This is a genomic window from Kitasatospora sp. GP82 (assembly GCF_029892105.1).
GTDB lineage: Bacteria > Actinomycetota > Actinomycetes > Streptomycetales > Streptomycetaceae > Kitasatospora.
The window spans coordinates 42,092-65,739 of the sequence record NZ_JARZAJ010000022.1 but is presented as its reverse complement, the minus strand read 5'-3'; the positions used below and the strand labels follow the sequence as shown (position 1 = coordinate 65,739).

The following is a 23,648-nucleotide window of genomic DNA, read 5'->3' as shown; positions in this document are numbered from 1 at the left end:
GTTCATCAGCTGCAACCGCTGGTGGAGCCGCAGCCCTCGCAGAGGTAGCAGCTGCCGGCGCGGCGCATCTTGGTGCCGCAGGAGAAGCAGAGCGGCGCGTCGGCGTTGAGGCCCTGCTGGATCTCCAGCAGCTCGGTGGAGTTGTGGGCCTTGGCCGGGGTGGTCGCCTTCGGCTTCTCGGCGACCGGCTGCTGGACGGCCGGCTTGGCGGCGACCGGCGCGGACTGGGCCAGGCCCTCCACGTCGACGTCCTCCGCCTCGAGCGGCTCGTAGGAGCCGGTCTCCAGGTGCCGCTGGCGCTCCTCGACGGAGTGGATGCCCAGAGCGGAGCGGGTCTCGAAGGGCAGGAAGTCCAGCGCCAGGCGGCGGAAGATGTAGTCCACGATGGACTGCGCCATCCGCACGTCCGGGTCGTCGGTCAGACCGGCCGGCTCGAAGCGCATGTTGGTGAACTTCGAGACGTACGTCTCCAGCGGCACGCCGTACTGCATACCGACCGAGACCGCGATGGAGAAGGCGTCCATCATGCCCGCGAGGGTCGAGCCCTGCTTGGACATCTTCAGGAAGACCTCGCCCAGGCCGTCGTCCGGGTAGGAGTTGGCCGTCATGTAGCCCTCGGCGCCGCCGACCGTGAAGGACGTGGTGATGCCGGGGCGGCCCTTGGGGAGGCGCTTGCGGACGGGACGGTACTCGACGACCTTCTCGACCTTCGGCTCGGCGGCGGCCTTCTCCTCGACCGCGGGGGTCTTGGACTTGGCCGAAAGCGGCTGGCCGACCTTGCAGTTGTCGCGGTAGATCGCGAGCGCCTTGACGCCCAGCTTCCACGCCTCGAAGTAGATCTCCTCGATCTCCTCGACGGTGGCGCTCTCCGGCATGTTGACCGTCTTGGAGATGGCTCCGGAGATCCACGGCTGGATCGCCGACATCATCCGCACGTGGCCCATCGGCGAGATGGAGCGCTCACCCATCGCGCAGTCGAACACCTCGTAGTGCTCGGACTTCAGGCCGGGGGCGTCCACCACGTTGCCGTGCTCGGCGATGTGGGCGACGACCGCCTCGACCTGCTCGTCCTGGTAGCCCATGCGTCGCAGGGCGCGCGGCACGGTGCCGTTGACGATCTGCATCGAGCCGCCGCCGACGAGCTTCTTGAACTTGACCAGGGCCAGGTCCGGCTCGACGCCCGTGGTGTCGCAGTCCATCATCAGGCCGATGGTGCCGGTCGGAGCGAGCACCGAAGCCTGGGCGTTGCGGAAACCGTTCTGCGCACCGATGCGCAGCACGTCCTGCCAGGTCTCGGTGGCGGCGGCCCAGACGGGGGCGTCCAGGTCGTCGTAGGAGCGGGCGGCGGAGTTGGCGTCCGCGTGCTGCTTCATGACCTGCTGGTGCGGAGCGGCGTTGCGGGCGTAGCCGTCGTACGGGCCGACCACACCGGCGAGTTCGGCGCCACGGCGGTAGGCGGTACCGGTCATCAGCGAGGTGATGGAACCGGCCAGGGCGCGGCCGCCCTCGGAGTCGTACGCGTGGCCGGTGGCCATCAGCAGGGCGCCGAGGTTGGCGTAGCCGATGCCGAGCTGGCGGTAGGCGCGGGTGGTCTCGCCGATCTTCTCGGTCGGGAAGTCGGCGAAGCAGATCGAGATGTCCATCGCGGTGATGACCAGCTCGACGACCTTGGCGAAGGTCTGGGCGTCGAAGCTGTCGTCCTCGCGCAGGAACTTCATGAGGTTGAGCGAGGCGAGGTTGCAGCTGGAGTTGTCCAGGTGCATGTACTCGGAGCAGGGGTTGGACGCGTTGATGCGGCCGGACTCCGGGCAGGTGTGCCAGTGGTTGATGGTCGAGTCGTACTGGATGCCGGGGTCGGCGCAGGCCCAGGCGGCCTCGGCCATCTTGCGGAACAGCTTCTTGGCGTCGACGGTCTCGATGACCTCGCCGGTCATCCGGGCGCGCAGGCCGAACTCGGTGCCGTTCTCGACCGCGGTCATGAACTCGTCCGAGACGCGGACGGAGTTGTTGGCGTTCTGGTACTGGACGGAGGCGATGTCGTCGCCGCCGAGGTCCATGTCGAAGCCCGCGTCGCGCAGGGCGCGGATCTTCTCCTCCTCCTTCACCTTGGTCTCGATGAAGGCCTCGACGTCCGGGTGGTCCACGTCCAGGACGACCATCTTGGCCGCGCGGCGGGTGGCGCCACCGGACTTGATGGTGCCGGCCGAGGCGTCGGCGCCGCGCATGAAGGAGACCGGACCGGACGCGTTGCCGCCGGAGGAGAGCAGCTCCTTGGAGGAGCGGATGCGGGAGAGGTTCAGGCCGGCGCCGGAGCCGCCCTTGAAGATCATGCCCTCTTCCTTGTACCAGTCGAGGATCGACTCCATGGAGTCGTCGACGGCCAGGATGAAGCAGGCGCTGACCTGCTGGGGCTGCTTGGTGCCGACGTTGAACCAGACCGGCGAGTTGAAGCTGAACACCTGGTGGAGGAGGGCGTGGGTCAGCTCGTGCTCGAAGATCTCGGCGTCGTCCGAGGAGGCGAAGTAGCCGTTCTTCTCACCGGCGGCGCGGTAGGTGAGCACCACCCGGTCGATGATCTGCTTGAGGCTCCACTCGCGCTGCGGGGTGCCGACCGCGCCGCGGAAGTACTTGGACGTGACGATGTTCACGGCGTTGACCGACCAGAAGTCGGGGAACTCGACGCCGCGCTGCTCGAAGTTGATCGACCCGTCACGCCAGTTGGTCATGACGACGTCCCGCCGCTCCCAGCTGACCTCGTCATAGGGGTGGACGCCAGGGGTGGTGTAGATGCGCTCGATCCGCAGGCCGCCCTTGGGAGCCTTGCCGGCACCCTTCGCCGCCTTCTCGGACTTCGACCCGCGTGCGGAACCGCTCGTCGTGTCTGTCACTTCTTCTCCTCCTCCTGGGCAAACGCCCCGGATGCCCCGATGCTTCCGGGCATCGCTGGCTCGCTCTTCCTGGTGTGCGGGCAGCCGAAGACGTCGGCGGCTTGCGCACGGTTTGTGTTGTTTTGCGCACCGTTTTCGGGCGCGCGTCGGCCCCGATGGGCCGGTTGGTGCACCGGCCGTACTAGGGCGCGGCGGCGGGCGACGGCACTGCTGCGCCGTCCTCCGCACTGAAGGGCCGCTCGGCGCGGAGTTCCGCGATGGCGGCCTCGAAGTCTTCGAGATCGTCGAAGGCGCGGTAGACCGAGGCGAACCTCAGGTACGCGACCACGTCGAGCTCCTTGAGCGGGCCGAGTATGGCCAGGCCCACATCATGAGTCGAAAGCTCGGCGCTGCCACTGGCCCGCACGCACTCCTCGACCCGCTGGCCGAGCTGGGCCAGCGCGTCCTCGGTGACCGGTCGGCCCTGGCATGCCTTGCGCACGCCGGAGATGACCTTCTCCCGGGAGAAAGGTTCGGTGACACCACTGCGCTTGATGACCATCAGGGTGGCCGTCTCCACAGTGGTGAAGCGGCGACCGCAATCCGGGCACTGGCGGCGGCGGCGGATCGAACTGCCGTCGTCGCTGGCGCGGCTGTCCACAACCCGGCTGTCAGGGTGCCGGCAGAAGGGGCAATGCATCCCGAGGACTCCCTCCCAGGCGTGACAGCAGACCAACACACTCTACGCGATGGATGCGGGTGGACCACAACTTGTGGGCCCAGGCGAGGACACTAGCCACTAGATCTAGGTCTTGACGCTCGCCACGCCGCTGTGAGTCACCGCAAGTCGAGAACTTCGCCGAGGGTGAAATAGACTGCCGGCATCGAACATTTACTCGATGTACACCCAAAGCCTTGATCGAGTCAGCCGACTGCTAAATAATTCACTCGAACGTGTGTTTGGCGCAACCTTTCGATAGGTGCACCAGTTGAGCTGAACAAGAGGGAGAACGCCTGTCGAGAAGAGGGGCCGCCATGAACACCGTCGAAACCAAGAGCAACTCCATCCCGGTGCAGGAGCGTTCCGAGCGCACCATGGACCAGCAGAGCGTGGACCACAGCATGAGCCGTAGCGAAGACCAGCGTCTGGCGGGTGCCGCCCTGACCGGTCCTGCCGGATCGGGCCGCCTCCCGGACCAGGCGATCGAACACGCCGTCGCCCCCGATGCCGCTCTGGGTGCCGCCACCCCCACCCGCTCCCTCCCCGGCCGCCCCCCCGGTATCCGCACCGACGAAGCCGGGCTGACGGAGCGCCAGCGCCGGGTGATCGAGGTGATCCGGGATTCCGTCCAGCGCCGCGGGTACCCCCCGAGCATGCGTGAGATCGGTCAGGCCGTCGGCCTCTCCAGCACCTCCTCCGTCGCCCACCAGCTGATGGCCCTGGAGCGCAAGGGCTTCCTCCGCCGCGACCCGCACCGCCCCCGGGCGTACGAGGTCCGGGGCGTCGAGGTCGCCCGGCCGAACACCGCCGAGGCGGCCGGCCGGCCCTCCACCTCGTACGTGCCGCTGGTCGGCCGGATCGCCGCCGGCGGCCCCATCCTGGCCGAGCAGACGGTCGAGGACGTCTTCCCGCTGCCCCGTCAACTCGTCGGCGAGGGCGAGCTGTTCGCGCTCACCGTACGCGGGGACTCGATGATCGAGGCCGCCATCTGCGACGGCGACTGGGTCACCGTCCGCCGCCAGCCGGTCGCCGAGAACGGCGACATCGTGGCCGCGATGATCGACGGCGAGGCCACCGTCAAGCGCCTCAAGCGCGAGGACGGCAAGATCTGGCTGATGCCGCACAACCCGGCCTACGAGCCCATCCCCGGCGACAACGCGACCATCCTCGGCAAGGTCGTCGCCGTCCTGCGCCGCCTCTAGCCCCTCAGAGCAAGGGGTAACCCAATAGGGGCGCGGGGCTCTGCTTGATCAACTGCGTGCGTGAAACCGGAAGGTGACCGCCTTCAGCCGGGCCCGGTGGGCCAGTTGCACCTCGTGACCCCTCAGTGGGGCGATGCAACTTGCTCTCCGGAGGACTGGTGCGGCGCCGGGGCCTTCCGACTCGCGCACGCAGTTGATCAAGCAGAGCCCCGCGCCCCTATTGGTTCTCCCTAGCCCCTTCCAAAGAGCCGCATTCTCAAGCGCCCCGCTTGGTGACCGGTCGGACCGGGGGCGCCGAGGCGTTGATGGCTGCCAGGGAGCGGCGGACCTGGTTGCGGTCGGTGGTGTACCAGAAGTCCGGCATCGAGGAGCGGAAGAAGCCGCCGTACCGGGCCGTGGCCAGCCTGGGGTCGAGCACCGCGACCACACCCCGGTCGTCGGCCGCCCGCACCAGGCGCCCGGCGCCCTGGGCCATCAGCAGTGCCGCATGGGTGGCCGCGACCGCCATGAAGCCATTGCCGCCCGCCTCTTCGACGGCTTTCTGACGAGCACTCATCAGCGGGTCGTCCGGACGCGGGAAGGGGATCCGGTCCATCACCACCAACTGGCAGGCGGAGCCCGGCACATCGACGCCCTGCCAGAGCGAGAGCGTCCCGAACAGACAGGTCTCCGGATCGGCGGCGAACTCACGGATCAGCTCACCCAGGGTGTCCTCGCCCTGCAGCAGGATCCGGTTGTCCAGCCGCCCGCGTAGCTCCTCGGCCGCCGTCTGCGCAGCACGCATCGAGGAGAACAGGCCGAGCGTCCGGCCACCGGCCGCGCCGATCAGATCGGCCAGCTCGTCCAGCATCTGGGGCCGGTCGGGCTCGCGCCCCGGCGGCGGCAGGTGCTTGGCGACGTACAGGATGCCCTGCTTGGGGTACGAGAACGGCGAACCGACGTCGAGCCCGCGCCAGTACGGCGGGGTGTCCTCGCCCACCTCCGGCGAGGGCTCCTGGGCATCGCGCTCATCGGGCAGACGGCCCTCCGACGGGAGGCCGACCGAGGCGGCGACACCGTTGAAGTCGCCGCCGAGCTTGAGGGTGGCGGAGGTCAGGACGACCGAGCGCTCCTTGTAGAGGCTCTCCCGCAGCAGACCGGAGACGCTCAGCGGTGCCACCCGCAGCGAGGCCGTCCCCAGGCCGTAGCGGTCGCTGCGCTCGATCCAGATGACGTCGTACTCGGAGTCGCCCAGCAGCCGCTCGGCCGTCTCGTGCAGCGATTCGGCGGAGGCCATGGCCTGCTTGCGGACCGCGTCCTCGTCCGTGAGCGCGCGGTCGCGCGTCTCACCGAGAGACGTGATGATCTGCCGGCAGGCGTCCCTGATCGCGGCCACCGCGTAGGCGAGGTACTCGGGGAGCTCCTCGACCCGTCCCGGCTGGGCCGTCTCCATCAGGCCGTGGTAGTTCTCGGCGGCGGCCTGGAGGGCGTCCACCGCCTTCTCGTTGGCCAGTTTGGCGGCTCGCTTGACGGCCCGGTTGACCGCGTTGACCGTCAGCTCGGCGGTGGCCGCGCCCGTCACCCGGCTCACCAGCTCGTGCGCCTCGTCGATGATCAGCATGGCGTGCTCGGGCAGCACCGGCGCGCCCTCGATCGCGTCGATCGCCAGCATCGCGTGGTTGGTGACCACCACATCGGCCAGCTTGGCCCGCTCGCGCGCCTTCTCCGCGAAGCACTCCTGCCCGTATGCGCACTTGGTGGCGCCCAGGCACTCCTTGGAGGTGACCGCGAGCTGCGCCCAGGCCTTGTCTGAGACACCGGGCGAGAGGTCGTCCCGGTCCCCCGTCTCCGTCTCGTCTGCCCACTCGCGCAGCCGCAGCACATCCTTGCCGAGCTTGCCGGTCGGGCCGCCGAGGGCGTCCACCGGATCGAACAGGCCCTCGCCCTCGTCACTGGGGGTGCCCTCGTTGGCCCGGTGCAGGCAGAGGTAGTTGGAGCGGCCCTTGAGCATCGCGTACAGCGGGCGGCGGCGCAGCACGGGGTGCAACGCGTCCACCGTACGCGGCAAGTCCCGCTCGACCAGCTGGCGTTGCAGCGCCAGGGTGGCGGTGGCCACCACCACCCGGTCGCCGTGGGCGAGCGCGGGCACCAGATAGGCGAGGGACTTGCCGGTGCCGGTGCCGGCCTGGACGAGCAGGTGCGCGCCGTGTTCGACGGCGTCGGCGACGGCCTCGGCCATCTTGACCTGGCCGGGGCGCTCGACGCCGCCGACGGCGGCGACGGCGGCATGCAGCAGCTCCGGGACAAGGGCACGGGAGACGGGCTCCTGGGCCTCGGGCGCGCCGGGCAGGGGCTGGGGTGCGGAGTCGTTGGTCATGTCTCTCCCAGCCTACGGCGCGGGGGTGACAGTCCGGTCCTTCTGACAGGGCAGCGTGCTGGGGCTCTCGGGGCACAGGGCGTTGTCGACCTGGCCGTGGACGGCGGCGTGCGGCCGCTGGGGGCGGTCGCGGTAGCCGTCCAGCAGCAGACGGTTGCGGTTGAGGCAGAGCCGGTCGATGCGCGGGCTGAGGAGGTCGAAGAGCTTGAAGCGGTCGGCCAGCTCGGGGAAGCGGCGCTGGTGGGCCAGGATCCGTTCGCGCAGCAGGGTCCAGAACTCGTCCTCGGGCACGCCCAGCTGGCGCTCGTAGAGGGGGGCGAGGTAGCGGTAGACGCCGATGAAGAGGCCCGAGTGCAGGAACTGGCAGAGGTACTCGGGTGATTCGCGCAGCAGGACGCCGGAGACCTCGGCGGGGAGGTCGGCCAGTTCCGGCAGGTCCTGGTCGGTGATGTTGACGTCGTCCACGAAGTCCTTGACCGCGAGGCGCACCGGGCGGTCGCACTCGTCGAAGACCACGATGGCGTTCTCGCCGTGCGGGGAGAAGACCGTGCCGTACTGGTAGAGGAAGTGCAGCAGCGGCGGCATCATCACGGCGAACAGCCGGCGCAGCCAGTCCCGGGCGGGCAGCCCGGAGCGGGCGACCAGTTCGGCGACCAGGGCACGGCCGTCGGAGCCGGTGGAGAGCAGCGAGGCGAGGGTGCGGGCCCGCTCGCCGGTGCGGAGCCTCGGGCCCAGCGGTTCGCGCCAGATCGCACCGAGCAGTTCCTTGTACTGGTACGGAACTTCGGGGAGCTCCCGGTAGACCGGGTGGTCGACGGCGACGGAGGCGATCTCGCCGAGCAGGATCACCCGGCACTCGTCGCGCAGGAAGGGGTCACCGTCGCGCAGGCCGTGGATCCAGGCGGTGACGGCGGGGGCGGCGAGGGTGCGTTCGGTCGGCAGTCCGCGCCAGACCAGGGTGTTGAGGATGGACAGGGGCAGTTTGACGGTGCAGCGCTCGGGGCGGGTGAGGTTGAAGAAGCTGCGGATGGACTGCTGCGGCAGCCGTAGGTCGCCGTCGCTGGGCAGCGGAACGATCAGGCCGGCGGCGATCTGGGGGGCGAACAGCGGCAGGATCACCTCGTCCCACTGCCAGGGGTGGACGGGCAGCAGGTGGTACTCCTGGGCCCGCTCGCCGAGCAGCGCACGGAAGTTCTCGGGCGCGTCCAGCTCGCGCTGGTAGAGGTCGGCCGGGCCCCGGTACTGCGCGAGACTGCGGTGCACGGCCAGCCAGGGCAGCCGCTGCGGCGTGCGGGCCTCGGGGGTCCACTCGGCGGTGTCACGGGCGGAGAAGCCGATGCGGCCCTTGTTGGGGACGATCCAGGGGTGGCCGTTCTGCCGGCCCTCAAGCTCGACGTGGCCGAGGTCGGCCAGTTCGGCGGCGGTCAGTTCGGTGGCGAGCTGCCGCGTGTCGGCGAGCAGGGTGGCGGTGAGCTCGCGCAGCAGGTGCCCGAGGGTGTCGCCGGTGAGGCCGAGCGGGCGCCGGGCGTGCTGGAGGAAGCGCAGCGGGTCCGGGGCCTGTTCCGGACCTCCCGCCGGGCCTGCGGTGCCGGCTGCGGCCGGCACCGCCGACGCGCGGTCCGCGGCAGGCCCCGGGCCGTCCTCGGTGGTACAGGTGATCGAGTCCGGGTCCACCTGCCAGCTGCCGTAGGCGCCGCGCCGGGCGGTGTAGCGGTAGCCGGCGCCGGGGAGGTCCAGCCGGTAGCCGTGCGCGTCCGCCACCGGGGTGATCAGCTCCTCGTAGGCGAACTCGCCGAGCATCTTGGCGAGCATGGCCCGGCAGGCCCGCTGCCAGTGCTCCTCGGTGAGCTGCGGTGGCCGATGGAGCAGCTGGTCAGCGGGTGGCTGTTGCGGCACGGTTCCCCTCCTGGGGTCGAGGGACGACGGGGGTGGCGGCGGGCGGGGCGAAGCTGGTCCAGGCGGCGCGCTCGGGCAGGTGGTGGACGGTCTTGCCGGCCACGGCGTTGAGGATGACGGCGGCGCGGTGGGCGCCGAGGCCGAGGTCGGGGGTGCCGACACCGTGGGTGTGCAGCTCGGCGTTCTGTACGTAGAGGCCGCCGGTGAGGCGCGGTTTGGTGGCCACCCGGTGGTCGAGGTCGACCCGGTAGCGGCCCTGCTCGTCCCAGTCGATCAGTTCGGCGATCGGGTCGAGGGCGGCAGGCCGTTCGGCCCGGTAGCCGGTGGCGAGGACGACCGCCTCGGTGCGGACGATGTGCTCGGCGCCGGAGTCCTGGTGGCGGCAGCGCAGTTCGAAGCCGCCGCAGGGTCCGGCGAGCGTCTCGGTGACGGCGGTGCCGGGGATGATCTCGACCGGGTCGGCGTCCAGCGGGCGGCCGATGGTGCGCTCGTACAGGTGGTCGTGGATCTCGGCGAGGGTCTCGGCGCTGGCGGCCTTGTGCAGCTGCCACTGGGACTCGACCAGGCGGTCACGGACCGCGGGCGCGAGGGTGTGGAAGTAGCGGGTGTAGTCGGGAGTGAAGTGCTCCAGGCCCAGTTTGGAGTACTCCATGGGTGCGAGTGCCCTGGTCCGGCTCAGCCAGCGCAGCCGGGTGCCGTCGCCCGCGCGGGTGCGCAGCAGGTCGAGGAAGACCTCGGCGCCGGACTGGCCCGAGCCGACCACGGTGATGTCCCTGGCCTGGGCCAGCGAGTGGCGCTTCGCCAGGTAGTCGGCGGCGTGCCAGACCCGGGGGTTGCCGCGCAGGGTGGCGAAGGGCTCAGGGTGGACGGGCCTGGTGCCGACGCCGAGGACGACATTGCGCGCCCACACCTCGCCCGCCCGGGTCTCGGCCCGGAAGAGCTCGTCCTCGGCGGACCAGTGGACAGCCGCCACGGCGGCGTCGAAGCGGCAGTTGACGAGCCGTTCGGCGGCCCAGCGGCAGTAGTGGTCGTACTCGCGGCGGGCCAGCTGGAAGCGCTCGGCGAAGTAGAACGGGAAGAGCCGCTGGTGCTCCCGCAGGTAGTTGAGGAAGGACCAGGGGTTGGTCGGGTCGACCAGCGAGACCAGGTCGGCCAGGAACGGAACCTGCATCCTCGCCCCGTCCACCAGCATCCCCGGGTGCCAGCTGAACTCCGCTCTGGCCTCGCAGAACAGCGAGCTGACGCTGCTCACCTGGTCGGCCAGCGCGGCCAGGGACAGGTTGAAGGGGCCGAGACCGACGCCGAGCAGGTCGTAGGGCCGGGACTGCGGGTTGTCCATCGTGTCCAAGGGGGGAAGGTCCTAGATCCTAGGTGCGGGCGCGGCGGCGGATCGGCGGTGACGCAGCATCAGGGCGGCGCGCTTGGTGGGCAGGTCGAGGTCGGCGGCGCGCTCGAATCCGGCGCGCTCGAAGGCGCGGACGGAGCGGACGTTGCGGACGTCCGGCTCGGCGAGGACGCGTTCGCAGGCGGGTCTGGCCTGCAGGATCCGCTCGGCGAGGGCGGCGAGCAGGGTGGCTCCGAGACCGCGTCCACGCGTCTCGGCGGGGCCGAGGAGGAGGTGGACACCGGTGTCGTGCGGCCGGGCGGGGTAGTGCTCGGCGAGCGGGTCGAGGTCGGCGCGGTAGACCTCCCAGTAGCTCATCGGGGCGCCGTCGAGCAGACCGAGGCAGGGGACGCTGCGGCCGTCGCCGTCGAGCAGCGCGCACACATGCCGCTCGGTCACGTCGGGCGGTCCCGACAGCTTCCAGAAGGCCGCCACCTCGGGGTCGTTCATCCAGGCGGTCAGGCGCTCCAGCTCCTCGCCGAGAGCGATCGGGCGGAGCCTGAACTCGCCTGCGGCGGTCGGCATGGCCCCCCAGTCGGCGACGCCGGCCAGCAGCGGTGCGCCGCCGGAGCCGCTCACAGCCCCGCCACCGGGTTGGGGATGTCCACGTACACCGACTGGGTCGCGACCGGGCCGATGAGTTCGTCCATGCCGTGCAGCCGGGTGAGCAGATTCGCCTTGCAGTGCAGGGAGGGCTCCTCCAGCAGCAGTCCCGGCATGCTCGACCCGGTGGCCGCGGCCTGCGGCCCGGCGAGGAACTTGCGCAGAGTGGCCAGCAGCACCTCCTCCTCGGCCAGCCCCTGCGAGCCCAGGGCCCCGATCAGGCCGAGCACATGGTTGATGCCGAGGTAGTACGCGAAGTGCTTGTCGATCACCTTGTCGTCCACGAAGGTGTCGCTGAGCACGCCGAGTCCCGGCAGCCGGGCGGCCAGCCGCTCCGCGTGCGAAGTCCGGTAGTAGTAGCCCTGGTTGTCGCGGTAGCGCCCGCCGATGGGCCAGCCGGACCCGTCCAGCAGGACCAGGCTGTTCTGCTGGTGCGCCTCGATCGCGATCCCCGCCCGGCCGTCCAGCCAGAGCGCCGGGAGCACCATCGCGTCCAGGTAGCGCAGGAACCACTCGGTGGCGACGGTCCGGAGCGGGCGCCCGGAGCGGCCGGCCAGGGCGTGCAGCACGTCGCCCAGCCTGGAGGGCACTCGGCTGCCGTGCCCGATCGGCCGCTCGGCGACCAGTCCGGCCACGCAGAGCGCGCGCTCCCGGGGACCGAAGGGCTGACTGCGCAGCATGGTGTCCAGGCCGTTCGGGTCGCCGAGCGCCGGCAGGTCGACTCCGATCCAGGCGGGATCGCGGACGATGTCGAATCCGGGGTACGCAGCCCGCCACTCGGCGCCGAGTCCACTCTCCAGCAGCCGGTGCATCTCCACGCCCCGGTGCAGTTCCTTTCGGAGGTTCTCCCGGCGGGAGTTGGTGATCCGCAGGCCGAGCGAGAGCTTGAGCATCCACGGGGTGCCGGGGCGGCAGACGGTGCGCACGGAGGAGGTGGGGTGCCACAACTCCCCGTGTGCGCCCAGGTCGTGCAGCTGCCCCGCCTCGATCAGCGCGGCCACCTCGGGGCGCAGCACCAACTCCCTGGCCTGCCAGGGATGCAGCGGCAGGGCGGCGGTTCCCGGCGGCAACAGGTGTGTTCCGCCGAGGAGTCGGGCGGTGAGTTCTTCGGCCGGGTCCTCGGCCGCCGAGTCGGCGGCGAGCAGCTCGCGGTCCACCGCGTACCAGTGCAGCCGGAAGGTGCCGTGCAGTTCGGGCGAGTAGGCGGCGCTCTGGGCCGGTCCGAGTCCGTCGCGGCTCTTCGGGGTCGGGTGCAGCGGGTGGCCGAGCAGCAGGGCCTGTTCGGCCTGCAGGAAGGGCCAGTCGGTCGGTTCTTTCGCCCGGCGGCGGTAGGCGAGCACATCGGCCGTACGGACCACGGAGTCGGCGACCCGGGCGGCGAGGTCGGCGATCTGGCCGGGGTCGGGTCGCTCGGCGGCGGCGCTCGCGACCAGCGCCGCGAGGGTGACGGCGTCCACCGGCGCCCCCGCACCGGCCACGCCGTTGCGGCCGGCCAGCCCGCCGGGGCCGTCCAGGGTGACCGCGTCGAAGCGGTGCCAGCCGCAGGCCGACCAGTACCGTACGGGCGCCGCGAGCTGCGCCGCCCCGCCCAGGACCGGGATCCGCAGCAGTCCGTCGGCGCCGGGCGCCGCCCCGGTCTCGCGCACCCAGCAGCGCAGCAGGCTCTCCACGGCGGCGTGTTCGGCGGCCACCGCGGGGTCGGGATGGAGGAGCGGGTCGGTGTCGGTATCGGCGCTCCGGTGGGGGGCGTCGGCGGGCGGGGCTCCGGTGAGGGCGGTGCTCAAGGCTGCTCCTTGGGGCGCGTGGGGCTGCGGACGCGAGCGGTCGCGGGCGCGGGGAGTCGTGGGGGGTGCGCAGAGTCGCGCGGCGCGCTTCCGGCAGGCGACAGGTAAGGGTTACCTATGCCTGACGAGTGATCACAAGATCAGCTCACTCGTTCCGGTGAATACCACCGGATCACTCACCCCTGGGAGTGATCAATCTGAGGTACTGGCCCTCGGCCTGTCCTACCGGCCCGGGTACGCCGGGCACACGGCGGTGACCATCCGTCAGTGGAGGTGTCAGGGGCGGCCATGGCTGTCGTGCTCCGAAGTGGGAGACTCCACAGGGCCCGGCGTACTTTGCCCGGGCCGCTCGATCACAGCAGCCACCGGGGGACTGGCCATGTCATCCATACGTCGTACGGTCTGCGCGGTGCTCACCGCGGCGACCCTGTTCACCGTCGCCGCCTGCGGCACCGAGGGAGACGGCAAGCCGGCGTCACCGTCCGCGAGCGAGACGGCCTCCGCCGGGCCCGGCGGCAAACTGCACCTGCCGACCGCCCTGCCCTCGGGCCTGCTGGACGGGTTGCCCAAGAGCTGGGACGAACTCAAGAAGTGGAAGTACGACGACTGGGACCGCTGGGCGTCCAAGCACATCTTCAACAACCCGGTCGTCCGCGACCTCTGGAACCCGGACAGGATGAAGGGCGCTCAGCCGCAGCAGCCCGAGCCGCCCGCGACCCCGCCGCCCGCCGACTCCGGCGTGACCGATCCCGATCCCGCCGCGGTCAATGCCGTCGCGGTGGCCCGCCCGTACACCAGGTTCGCGGCCTCCGGGAAGGTCTTCTTCAACGCGCCGAACGGCGGCACCGGCCAGTGCTCGGCCACGGTGATCGCCGACCCGGCCCACCCGGGCAAGAGCAACCTGGTCTGGACGGCCGGGCACTGCGTGCACGAGGGCAAGGGCGGCGACTGGTTCAAGAACATCATCTTCGTGCCCGCCTACAACAGTTCGGGTGCCGCCAGCGCCGGTAGGAAGGCCACCGTCCAGCAGGTCGCCCCGCTCGGCCAGTGGTGGGCCGACAACGTCATCACCTCCCCGCAGTGGACGGCCGAGGGCAGCCACAGCGGCAACGCGGCCAACCAGTACGACTTCGCCGTGCTGAAGGTGCACAACCCGGACGGCGGCGGCAAGTCGCTGGAGGAGACGGTCGGCACCGCGATGCCGGTCTGGTTCGACGCACCGCGCGACCAACTGTCCGTCTCCGCCTGGGGCTACCCGGCCGTCAAGCCCTTCGACGGGCAGGAGTTGGACCGCTGCGACGGCGGCAAGCCGGTCCGGCTCTCGTTCGACCCGAAGCGGCCCTCGATGATGACCATCGGCTGCACCATGACCGCGGGCTCCAGCGGCGGCGGCTGGTTCGCCACCATGCCGGACGGACGCCAGGCCCTGGTCAGCAACACCTCCATCGGCACCCTGGACCACACCTCGCTCAGCGGTCCGTACCTGGAGAGCGTGGCCAGGCAGGCCCTCGACTACATCAGCAAGAAGTGACCACCGAGCCGACCGTGAACGTTCGTATCCGTCCCCGGGGAACCCTCATGCCCTCAGCCACCCGTACCGCCCGCCCGCGCCGCCACGCCGCTGTGACCGCCGCCGTGCTCACCGCCTTCGCGCTGACCGCCACCGCCTGCGGCCCGGCCACGGGCGGCACCTCCTCGCAGGCGGCCGCGCCCTCCACCACCGCCGCCGGCAGCGGCAAACCGGGCCTCGCTCTGCCCAGGAGCCTCCAGGACCTCAAGAACCTGAAGAACTGGAGCATGGACGACTGGTCCAAGTGGGCCGAGGCCCACGGCTTCAAGAACGACCTGGTGAAGGGCTTCTGGAACCAGGCCAAGATGGAGGCCGCCCAGGGCATGCAGCCCCAGGAGGCGGCCATCCAGTCCACCAGCACGGCATCGGAGAACGACCCGCAGCCCGCCGTGATCAATGCCAAGCCGCAGCAGCACCCGTACAGCCCGGGCACCGCCGTACTCGGCAAGATCTTCATGACGGTCGACCAGAACAGCAGCGCGGTCTGCTCGGGCACCGTGGTCAGCGACCCGGCCCACCCGGGGAAGAGCAACCTGGTCTGGACGGCCGCCCACTGCCTGCACCAGGGCAAGGGCGGCGACTGGTTCAAGAAGATCAGCTTCGTCCCCTCCTTCAACCGCAGCGGCGCCGCCAGCGGCGGCAGGCGCGCCAGCGAGCAGCAGCTCGCCCCGTACGGCTGGTGGACCGCCGACTACGCGGTGGTCTCACCGCAGTGGATCGAAGAGGGCGGCCAGCGCGGCGGCCCGGTGAGCCAGTACGACTTCGGCATCATCCGGGTGCACTCCGAGGACGGCGACAGCCGCTCGCTGGAGGAGGCGGTCGGCAGCTCGGTACCGGTCTGGTTCGACGCCCCGCGCGACCAGATCGCCGGGGCCGCCGCCTACGGCTACCCGCAGGACGCGCCCTTCGACGGCCGCGAGCTGGAGCACTGCGACTCCCAGGTCAGGCCCGCCAGGCTCTCCTTCGACACCACCCGCCCGGCCATGTACAACATCGGCTGCACCATGACCGGCGGCGCCAGCGGCGGCGGCTGGTTCGTCAACAAGGACGGCAGGCCCGCACTGATCAGCAACAACTCGATCGGCCCGCGCCCGGCGGCCTGGCTGGCCGGCCCCTCGCTGGGCGACGAGGCGAAGAAGATGTTCGACTACATCAGCAGGAAGAGGAACTGAGCACACGCCGAGGGCCCCGGCCGTCCGCAGTGGACGGCCGGGGCCCTCGGTGTCGGTCTGCGCAGCGTCGGTCGACTCAGCCCTGGGCGACGACCGCGAAGCGCTCCAGCTCGGCCGCCAGTTCGGCGGAGACCTTGGCGCGCAGCAGCGTCCCGTCACCGGTGTGCTCGGTGTCGATCAGCTCGCCCTCCGCGTGCACGCGGGAGACCAGGTCGCCCCTGGTGTACGGCACCAGGGCCTGGACCTCGATCGCGGGGCGCGGCAGCTCGTCGTCGATCAGCTGCAGCAGCTCCTCCATACCGAGCCCGGTACGCGCCGAGACCACGATGGCGTGCGGCTCACGGCGCAGCAGCCGCTGCAGCACGTGCGGGTCGGCGGCGTCGGCCTTGTTGATCACCACGATCTCGGGCACGTTCTGTGCCTCGACCGAGACGATCACCTCACGGACGGCGGCCAGCTGCGTCTCCGGCTCGGGGTGCGAGCCGTCCACCACGTGCAGGATGAGGTCCGCGTCGGCGACCTCCTCCATGGTCGAACGGAAGGCCTCGACCAGGTGGTGCGGCAGGTGCCGGACGAACCCGACGGTGTCGGCCAGCGTGTAGATCCGGCCGCTCGGGGTCTGTGCCCGGCGCACCGTCGGGTCCAGGGTGGCGAACAGTGCGTTCTCCACCAGCACGCCCGCACCGGTGAGCCGGTTGAGCAGCGAGGACTTGCCCGCGTTGGTGTAGCCCGCGATGGCCACGGAGGGGACCTGGTGACGCTTGCGCTCCTGGCGCTTGGTGTCCCGGCCCTTCTTCATGTCGGCGATCTCCTTGCGGAGCTTGGCCATCTTCTCGCGGATCCGACGACGGTCGGTCTCGATCTTGGTCTCACCGGGACCACGGGTGGCCATACCGCCGCCGGACGAGCCGGAGCCACCACCACCCATCTGCCGGGAGAGCGACTGACCCCAGCCACGCAGACGCGGCAGCATGTACTGCATCTGCGCCAGGGAGACCTGTGCCTTGCCCTCTCGGGACTTGGCGTGCTGGGCGAAGATGTCCAGGATCAGGGCCGTCCGGTCGACGACCTTGACCTTGACGACATCCTCCAGCTGGATCAGCTGGCCGGGGGTGAGCTCACCGTCGCAGACCACGGTGTCGGCGCCGGTGGAGGCGACGATGTCCCGCAGCTCCTTTGCCTTGCCCGAGCCGATGTACGTCGCAGCGTCGGGCTTGTCACGGCGCTGGATCACGCCGTCGAGCACCTCGGAACCGGCCGTCTCGGCCAGCGCGGCAAGCTCGGCCAGGGAGTTCTCGGCCTCCTCCGCCGTGCCGTCCGTCCACACGCCGACGAGTACCACCCGCTCCAGGCGGAGCTGGCGGTACTCGACCTCGGTGACGTCCTCGAGCTCGGTGGAGAGACCGGCGACGCGGCGGAGTGCGGCACGCTCGCTGCGGTCGTACTGCTCGCCGTCGAAGTTCTGGTCGAGGTCCTCGTCGATCGCCGCGAGGTCCTCGTCCATGAGGGCTTCCGCCTTCAGGCCCGTGAGCCGACGAGCGGACTCACTGGAATTGTTGCGGCTGTCGAACGTGGAGGTCATCTCATCCTTTGCATGTCGGGAGGGCCGGTGCGCAGCCCTGCGCACCTCGGAGCCTGCCCAGAAACCCGCCACTGCTATCGGACGGAGGTGATGAGCTACCCCTGCAGGCCACGGTCTGCACCGGCACTACTACGTGTCGGTGAACGCCGCGGACCGGCCGTGAATTCCCCTCGATGGTCGCATGCCCGCGCTGGGCGGGTCATCCCCATTTCGGTGCCGCAGCCCCGCCCGGTAGACGTCGTACACCCCGGAGACCCGCAGCATCGCCCGCATCACCGCGGGCAGCATCTCGGCGGTGGGCAGTTCGACGGTGTAGCTGTGCCGCACCCTGAGGTCCTGCGGGGGCTCCACGGCGGCCGCGACGATGCCGATGCCCTCGGCGGACATCACCGCTGTCAGGTCGGCCAGCAGCCGGGGCCGGTTCAGCGCCAGGGCCTCCAGGGTGACCCGGAAGCCGAACGGCGGGCAGGCCCCGGCGACCCAGACGGGCTCGACCGGGGTACGGCCCGCCTCCAGCAGCCGCTCCCCCGCCGGGCAGCTGACCCGGTGCACCGCGAAGGCACCGCCCCTGATCCCGTACCCGACCACGGCGTCCGGCGGGACGGGCGTACAGCAGCGGGCCAGCCGCACCGGCGCACCGGGGCTGCCCGGCACGGCCACCGGAGGAGTCTCACCACGCGCGGCACCGGGGTCGGCGTTGGGGGCGGCCGGGACGTCCGACGACGGCCTGCCACCAGGACCGGCCTGCGGCCCGGCGGGGGCGGTGCTCGGGGCACCGGCCGGATGCTCGGCCAGCCAGCGCTCGATGGCCAGCCGGGCGGCCGGCGTCCGGGCGTACTCCAGCCACTCGGGGGCCGGCCCCGACGGCCCGGCCTGCTCGGTGAGGACGCCCACCACGTCGCCGTCCCCGAGCACCGTGGAGAGCGCGACCAGCCGCCCGTTCACACGGGCACCGAGGCAGCGGTGGCCGGTCTCCTCGCCGAGCAGGTACGCCGCATCCACACAGCTGGCGCCGGCGGGCAGCTGGAGCCGCTCGCCGTCCTCGGTGACGGCGGTGATCTCGCGGTCGTCGGAGAGATCGGCGGTGAGGGCGGACCAGAAGATGTCCGGATCCGGGGTCTCCTGCTGCCACTCCAGCAGGCGGCTGAGCCAGCCGGGCCGCGCCGGGTCTCCCCCCTCGGTTCGCTCCGGCTCGCCGGGCCGGCCGACGGGCTGCTGACCTGCCTGCTCGCCGGGCTGCTGCTGGCCGCCGGGGTGGTGCGGATCGCCCAGGGCGACGACCCCGAACTCGGCCACCCGGTGCATCTGCCTGGAGCGGACCAGCACCTCCACCACCGCTCCCCCGTCCAGCGCCACAGCGGTGTGCAGGGACTGGTAGAGGTTGAACTTGGGCGTGGCGATGAAGTCCTTGAACTCGCCCGGAAGCGGTGTCCAGCAGGTGTGCAGCTCGCCGAGGACGGCGTAGCAGTCGGCGTTCTCCTCGACCGTCACCAGCAGCCGGCCGAAGTCGGCGGGCTGGAGCGCCTGGGGCAGGCCGTCCGGCCCGGCGGCGGCGGAGCGCTTGAGCAGGATGCGGTGCACCGAGACGCAGTGCCGGGCCCGGACGGTGACGCTCGCCGCCACCCCCGACTCGGCCAGCTGCCGGGTGAGCGCCTCGGCGAACGGCTGGAGCAACCCGTCCGGCTCCGCCTCGTGGGCCGCCACCAGCGCGCGGGTGCGGGCGTGCTCCTCCGGGTGGAGCGTCGCGAAGACGATGTCCTCCAACTCGGCCTTCAGCACCTGGATCCCGAGCCGCTCGGCCAGCGGGATCAGGACGTCCCTGGTGACCTTGGCGATCCTGATCCGGCTGGCGGGCTTCATATGACGGATCGTCCGCATGTTGTGCAGCCGGTCGGCCAGCTTGATCACCATGACCCGGACGTCGGCCCCGGTGGCCACCAGCATCTTGCGGAAGGTCTCGGCCTCGGCGGCCGCGCCGAAGTCCACCTTCTCCAACTTGGTGACGCCGTCGACCAGGTACGCCACCTCGGGGCCGAACTCGGCACCGACCTGAGCCAGCGTCATCTCGGTGTCCTCGACGGTGTCGTGGAGCAGCGAGGCGACCAGCGTGGTGGTACCGGCGCCGAGTTGGGCCAGGATCATCGTCACCGCGAGCGGGTGCGTGATGAACGGCTCGCCGCTCTTGCGCAGCTGGCCCCGATGACTGGTCTCGGCCGTCCGGTACGCCCGGCCGAGCAGGGTCAGATCGGCCTGCGGGTGGTGGCGGCGGTGCGCCTCCACGATCGGTTCGATGGCGTCGGGGACCGGCGTACGGCCGGTGGCCAGCAGGGCCGCGCGCCCGGCCCGGCCGAGCGCGGCGCGGCCGAAAGCGGCCCGGTTGAGCCGCCCTGGCGGCGCCTTGGCCTCGCCGTGGTGGCCGATCGAGGGCTGGCTGATCGAGGGTAGGCCGACTGCTGGTTGACCGGCCAGGGGCCGGTCCGCGTCGATGGTCATCTGCACCTCCGGCAGCGATCACCGGAGCGGCTCCCGACCCCGGTGGTCCATGCTACCGAGCACAACACGTTCCGCGATGCCCTGCTTCCCACCCGTCACCGAGATCACCCGATCGGGGGGATTCGCCCACCCTGCAACGGGGGAAAGCGCTGCACCCGGAGCACCACTCGCGCCGCCGTCCCACGAAACGGCACCGCGGCCGGCCCGGGCGAGGTGTTCAGGCGAGCAGCCCGCCCAGCCAGGTCGGGTCGATGGTGCCGGTGGCGACGATCTCGGCCGGGCCGGTCTTCTCCACCCGGCCGTCCGGGTGCTCAGTGATGACGAGCCGGCCGCCGGGGACGTCCACCGTGTAGGTCACCGGCTCGCCGGTGACCGCCGGGTCGAGACCGTCCCGACGCGCGGCGGCCACCGCAACCGCGCACGCACCCGTCCCGCAGGAGCGGGTCTCGCCGGAGCCCCGCTCGTGCACCCGCATGGCGACGTGCTTCGGCCCCCGGTCCACCACGAACTCGACGTTGACACCCTCCGGGTAGACACCCTCCGGGCTGGTGAGCGGCGCCGACAGCAGATCGCCCGCGTGGCCGAGGTCGGCGACGAAGGCGACCGCGTGCGGGTTGCCCATGTTGACGTTGCGGGCCGGCCAGCTGCGCGCGCCGACCGTGACCTCGATCCCGTCGGGGCCGGGCAGCAGCGCACGGCCCATGTCCACGGTGACCTCGCCCGGCGTGCCGTCGGCGGCGTCCTCGGCGACCACCACCTGCCGCACCCCGGCCCGGGTCGCGACCGCCAGCGCACCCGGCTCGGCCAGTCGGGCCTGGACCAGGTAGCGCGCGAAGACCCGGACGCCGTTGCCGCACATCTCGCCGATCGAGCCGTCGGAGTTGCGGTAGTCCATGAACCACTCGGCCTGGCCCGCCTGCGCGGCGGCGGCCGGGTCCGCGGCCGAGCGCACCACTCGCAGCAGTCCGTCGCCACCGATCCCGGCCCGGCGGTCGCACAGCCTGGCGACGGCGGCCGGGCCGATGTCCAGCAGGCCTTCCGGGTCGGGAATGATCACGAAATCGTTCTGGGTCCCGTGTCCCTTGAGGAAGGACAGACCCGTGCCGGCGGCTGCGCTCGAAGTACTGATGGTGCTCACAGAGCCGATGGTACTGACCTTCGAACCGGCCCGGTCACCGTGTCCGGCCCCCGGGCGCACCGCCGGGAGCGCTCAGCCGCTGAGGCGGACGACCCGCCAGAGGGCCAGTACCACCGACACGACGGCGATCAGGGTGTAGACGGCGATCGCCCGGCGGCTGGCCCGCTGACCGGTGCCCCGGCGCGGCAGGCCCGGCCACTTGTACCCGGCGACCCGGGCCGCCATCGCACCCCAGCCGACCGAGGCGGCGGTGAGCAGCAGGCCGAGCATCCCGATCATGGCCGAAGCGCTGTCGCTCGAACCGAAGGCGAGCGGGAAGGCGAACATCAGCGAGCCGAGGGTGGCGACCAGCACGATGGGCAGGGTCTGCCACCAGCGGAGTCTGCGCCGGGGGCGGATCTCCCGCTCGCGCACCACACCGGGCGTGGCCAGATCCGCGATCGCGGGCAGGGCGACGGCGTACGACGTCGTCGGCACGGCCAGTTCGGGCAGCGTGACCTCGGCGCTGTCGTTGGCGCCGTTCTGCAACTGCTCGGTCTCGGGGCCGGTACCCGGCGACACGCGGCCTCCCCTGACGCTTCGACACGAGCTTGACGACTCGCGAACGGTGAGGTCGGCCCGCGCGACCGACCCCAGATGCTTTCGATGATGGCATGTCCGGGGTTTCCGACAGGGCGTCCCGAGGGGTCGGCGGGTGATCCGTGGCCAGGACGTGATGCGGTCGTAACCCCCGGTTCGTCATGCACATGCAGGTGCACTGCCTGTTGGCCGGAATCCATCGGCTCTGAGGCCGAATCAGGTCCCGAGGTGCGACGGACTCAGTCCGCGATCAGCTCCAGCGAGCGCTCCAGCAGCTCCACCGGGTCGGCCCCGGCGGGGCGCTCCAGCCAGTGGATCCGGTCGTCACGGCGGAACCAGGACTCCTGGCGGCGGGCGAATCGCCTGGTCGCCCTGACCGTCTCGGCCCGGGCCTCGTCCTCGGTGCACTCGCCCGCGAAGTGGTCGAGCACCTGCTGGTAGCCGAGGGCCCGGCCGGCCGTCCGGCCTTCGCGCAGGCCGAGCTTCTCCAGTTCGCGCACCTCGTCAAGGAGTCCCGCCGCCCACATCCGGTCAACCCGGAGCGCGATCCGCGCGTCCAGCTCGGGGCGCGGTACCTGGACGCCGATCTGCACGGTCTCGTACACGGAGTTGTGGCCCGGCAGGTTCGCGGTGAACGGGCGGCCGGTGATCTCGATGACCTCCAGCGCGCGGACGATCCGACGGCCGTTGCTGGGCAGGATCGCCGCCGCGGCGGCCGGGTCGAGACCGGCCAGGCGCCGGTGCAGCAGACCGGAGCCCTCCTCGGCCAGCTCCTGCTCCAGCCGGACCCGGACCTCGGGGTCGGTTCCGGGGAACTCCATCTCGTCGATCGCCGCCCGGACGTACAGCCCGGAGCCGCCGACCAGCACCGGTGTCCGCCCGGCGGCCAGCAACCGGTCGATCTCGGCCCGCGCCAGGCGCTGGTACTCGGCGACGCTCGCCGCCTCGGTGACGTCCCAGATGTCCAGCAGGTGGTGCGGGATGCCGCCGCGTTCGGCCTCGGTGAGCTTGGCCGTGCCGATGTCCATGCCCCGGTACAGCTGCATGGAGTCGGTGTTGATCACCTCGCCGCCGAGGCTGCGGGCGATGGCGACCGCCAGGTCGGACTTGCCGGCGGCGGTCGCACCGACGACCGAGACGACGCGAGGCGGGATGACACGGGAGCTACTCACGGACCAAGTCTCGCAAAGTCGGGAGTGGCACCGTGCCCCGGCACCGGAGAACAACGAGAGTGTTCCCGACGTTGAACCAGTCGGAACAGCCGAAGCACGAGGAGAGCGAGACTGCCATGGGCCTGATGGACAACCTCAAGGGCAAGGCCGAGGAGCTCAGGGAGAAGGCCAGCGAGCTCGCGGGCAAGCACAACGAGAAGATCGACGAGATGGTGGAGAAGACCGGCCAGGCCGTGGACAAGGCGACCAAGCACAAGTACACCGACAAGATCGAGCACGGCACGGCCAAGGCCAAGGACGCGGTGGACGGCTTCGCCGCCAAGCCCAAGGACGAGGGTCAGCCCCCGGCCAACTGACCGGCCGGGTCAGCGCCAGGAGGCGACGAAGTAGCCGACTCCGTACGGCGCCTGGGCGTAGTGCAGCTTCGCGCCGAGTCCCGTGCCCTGAGCAGCGCCCGCCAGGACCTGCCAGGGTGCGCGGCCGTCGGCCAGCAGCTCGGCGGCGAGAACCGGGTCCAGGGCGGCCAGCGCCTCGGTGTCGGCGGTTTCCAGGGCGCGGGCGGCGTCCGCGTCGTAGCCCTCTGCGCGCTCGTCCAGGTAACCGGGCGCCTTGACCGAGCGGCAGGCGCTGCCGTCGCCCATGACCAGCAGACCGACCCGGTCGGCGAGCTCGGCGAGGCCCCTGCCGAGGCCCAGCATCCGCGCGGGCGCGGCGTCGGCGGGCACCGCACAGGCGTGGGTCGGCAGTTTGGCCTCGGCCTGGGTCAGCAGCCAGGCGCCGAGGGTGAGCGAGGGCGCGAGCTGCGGCCCTTCGACCCCGCCGGAAGGCAGCCGGACGGCCAGGTCCACGCCGTAGCGGCGGAAGGAGCCTGCGCCGCCCTCCGTCCAGACCTCCGCCTGCTCGCCGGTGCCGACCACCACGATCAGCTCGGCGCCCGAGCCCAGCAGGTCCTCGACCGCCTCGGCGCAGGCCGCGCGCAGCGGCTCCAGCTCGGGAGCGGCCCCGGCGGCCACCTCGGGTACGAGCAGCGGCGGGCAGGGGCAGACGGCGGCGGCAACCAGCATGCCGATCACTCTAACCGCGAAGCCCGCCCGCGCTGCGCCACTCTCAGGCACCAGGCCCTGCGCAG

General features: G+C 71.4%; 17 protein-coding genes. 4 read left to right on the top strand and 13 right to left on the bottom strand.

What is annotated here, in order from left to right; all coding sequences use genetic code 11:
- Positions 1–5: 5 nt before the first annotated feature.
- Positions 6–2,888, bottom strand: a complete 2,883-nt coding sequence (locus tag P3T39_RS23285) for a vitamin B12-dependent ribonucleotide reductase (RefSeq protein ID WP_280700588.1) — start codon at positions 2,886–2,888, stop codon at positions 6–8.
- Positions 2,889–3,069: 181 nt separating this feature from the next.
- A complete protein-coding gene (nrdR, locus tag P3T39_RS23280; RefSeq protein ID WP_280700583.1) occupies positions 3,070–3,567 on the bottom strand; it encodes a transcriptional regulator NrdR in 498 nt (165 codons plus the stop codon).
- Between the two features lie 422 nt (positions 3,568–3,989).
- On the opposite strand from nrdR, the gene lexA reads away from it, so the two are divergent.
- Complete coding sequence (gene lexA, locus P3T39_RS23275) at positions 3,990–4,790, top strand: transcriptional repressor LexA (protein WP_280700724.1); 801 nt, start codon at positions 3,990–3,992, stop codon at positions 4,788–4,790.
- Positions 4,791–5,046: 256 nt separating this feature from the next.
- On the opposite strand, the gene P3T39_RS23270 is transcribed toward lexA, so the two are convergent.
- Genes P3T39_RS23270 through P3T39_RS23250 form a run of 5 tightly spaced genes read right to left on the bottom strand, consistent with a single transcriptional unit; the run spans position 5,047 to position 12,813 of the window.
- A complete protein-coding gene (locus tag P3T39_RS23270) occupies positions 5,047–7,146 on the bottom strand; it encodes an ATP-dependent DNA helicase (RefSeq protein ID WP_280700581.1) in 2,100 nt (699 codons plus the stop codon).
- Between the two features lie 12 nt (positions 7,147–7,158).
- A complete protein-coding gene (locus P3T39_RS23265) occupies positions 7,159–9,042 on the bottom strand; it encodes an IucA/IucC family siderophore biosynthesis protein (RefSeq protein ID WP_280700575.1) in 1,884 nt (627 codons plus the stop codon).
- Positions 9,020–10,381 (bottom strand): SidA/IucD/PvdA family monooxygenase, encoded by a 1,362-nt coding sequence (locus tag P3T39_RS23260; protein ID WP_280700722.1) that lies wholly within the window; start codon positions 10,379–10,381, stop codon positions 9,020–9,022. The genes P3T39_RS23265 and P3T39_RS23260 overlap by 23 nt, the downstream gene beginning before the upstream one ends.
- Before the next feature lie 21 nt (positions 10,382–10,402).
- Complete coding sequence (locus tag P3T39_RS23255; protein WP_280700573.1) at positions 10,403–11,005, bottom strand: GNAT family N-acetyltransferase; 603 nt, start codon at positions 11,003–11,005, stop codon at positions 10,403–10,405.
- Complete coding sequence (locus tag P3T39_RS23250; protein WP_280700570.1) at positions 11,002–12,813, bottom strand: IucA/IucC family protein; 1,812 nt, start codon at positions 12,811–12,813, stop codon at positions 11,002–11,004. The genes P3T39_RS23255 and P3T39_RS23250 overlap by 4 nt, the downstream gene beginning before the upstream one ends.
- A 379-nt stretch (positions 12,814–13,192) precedes the next feature.
- Here P3T39_RS23250 and P3T39_RS23245 point away from each other — a divergent pair, with 379 nt between their 5' ends.
- Together P3T39_RS23245 and P3T39_RS23240 are read left to right on the top strand one after the other, a co-directional pair.
- Positions 13,193–14,344 (top strand): trypsin-like peptidase domain-containing protein, encoded by a 1,152-nt coding sequence (locus P3T39_RS23245; RefSeq protein WP_280700568.1) that lies wholly within the window; start codon positions 13,193–13,195, stop codon positions 14,342–14,344.
- Positions 14,345–14,391: 47 nt separating this feature from the next.
- Entirely contained in the window at positions 14,392–15,555 is a 1,164-nt protein-coding gene (locus P3T39_RS23240; RefSeq protein WP_280700566.1) for a hypothetical protein, read from the top strand.
- A gap of 76 nt (positions 15,556–15,631) precedes the next feature.
- Here P3T39_RS23240 and hflX read toward each other — a convergent pair whose 3' ends face one another.
- The 5 genes from hflX to miaA all read right to left on the bottom strand — a co-directional run bounded on the left by hflX (position 15,632) and on the right by miaA (position 22,519).
- Complete coding sequence (gene hflX, locus P3T39_RS23235) at positions 15,632–17,137, bottom strand: GTPase HflX (protein ID WP_280700564.1); 1,506 nt, start codon at positions 17,135–17,137, stop codon at positions 15,632–15,634.
- Positions 17,138–17,266: 129 nt separating this feature from the next.
- The gene (locus tag P3T39_RS23230; RefSeq protein WP_280700562.1) at positions 17,267–19,630 is read right to left on the bottom strand and encodes an HD domain-containing protein; all 2,364 of its coding nucleotides are present in this window, start codon (positions 19,628–19,630) and stop codon (positions 17,267–17,269) included.
- Positions 19,631–19,847: 217 nt separating this feature from the next.
- Entirely contained in the window at positions 19,848–20,759 is a 912-nt protein-coding gene (dapF, locus tag P3T39_RS23225) for a diaminopimelate epimerase (protein WP_280700721.1), read from the bottom strand.
- A gap of 81 nt (positions 20,760–20,840) precedes the next feature.
- Entirely contained in the window at positions 20,841–21,329 is a 489-nt protein-coding gene (locus tag P3T39_RS23220) for a hypothetical protein (RefSeq protein WP_280700560.1), read from the bottom strand.
- Between the two features lie 257 nt (positions 21,330–21,586).
- Positions 21,587–22,519, bottom strand: a complete 933-nt coding sequence (miaA, locus tag P3T39_RS23215; protein ID WP_280700558.1) for a tRNA (adenosine(37)-N6)-dimethylallyltransferase MiaA — start codon at positions 22,517–22,519, stop codon at positions 21,587–21,589.
- 59 nt (positions 22,520–22,578) lie between these two features.
- Here miaA and P3T39_RS23210 point away from each other — a divergent pair, with 59 nt between their 5' ends.
- Positions 22,579–22,875: an antitoxin gene (locus P3T39_RS23210; protein WP_280700556.1), complete on the top strand. Its 297-nt coding sequence runs from the start codon at positions 22,579–22,581 to the stop codon at positions 22,873–22,875.
- Between the two features lie 9 nt (positions 22,876–22,884).
- Here P3T39_RS23210 and P3T39_RS23205 read toward each other — a convergent pair whose 3' ends face one another.
- The gene (locus tag P3T39_RS23205; RefSeq protein WP_280700554.1) at positions 22,885–23,583 is read right to left on the bottom strand and encodes a class III extradiol dioxygenase subunit B-like domain-containing protein; all 699 of its coding nucleotides are present in this window, start codon (positions 23,581–23,583) and stop codon (positions 22,885–22,887) included.
- Positions 23,584–23,648: the final 65 nt, after the last annotated feature.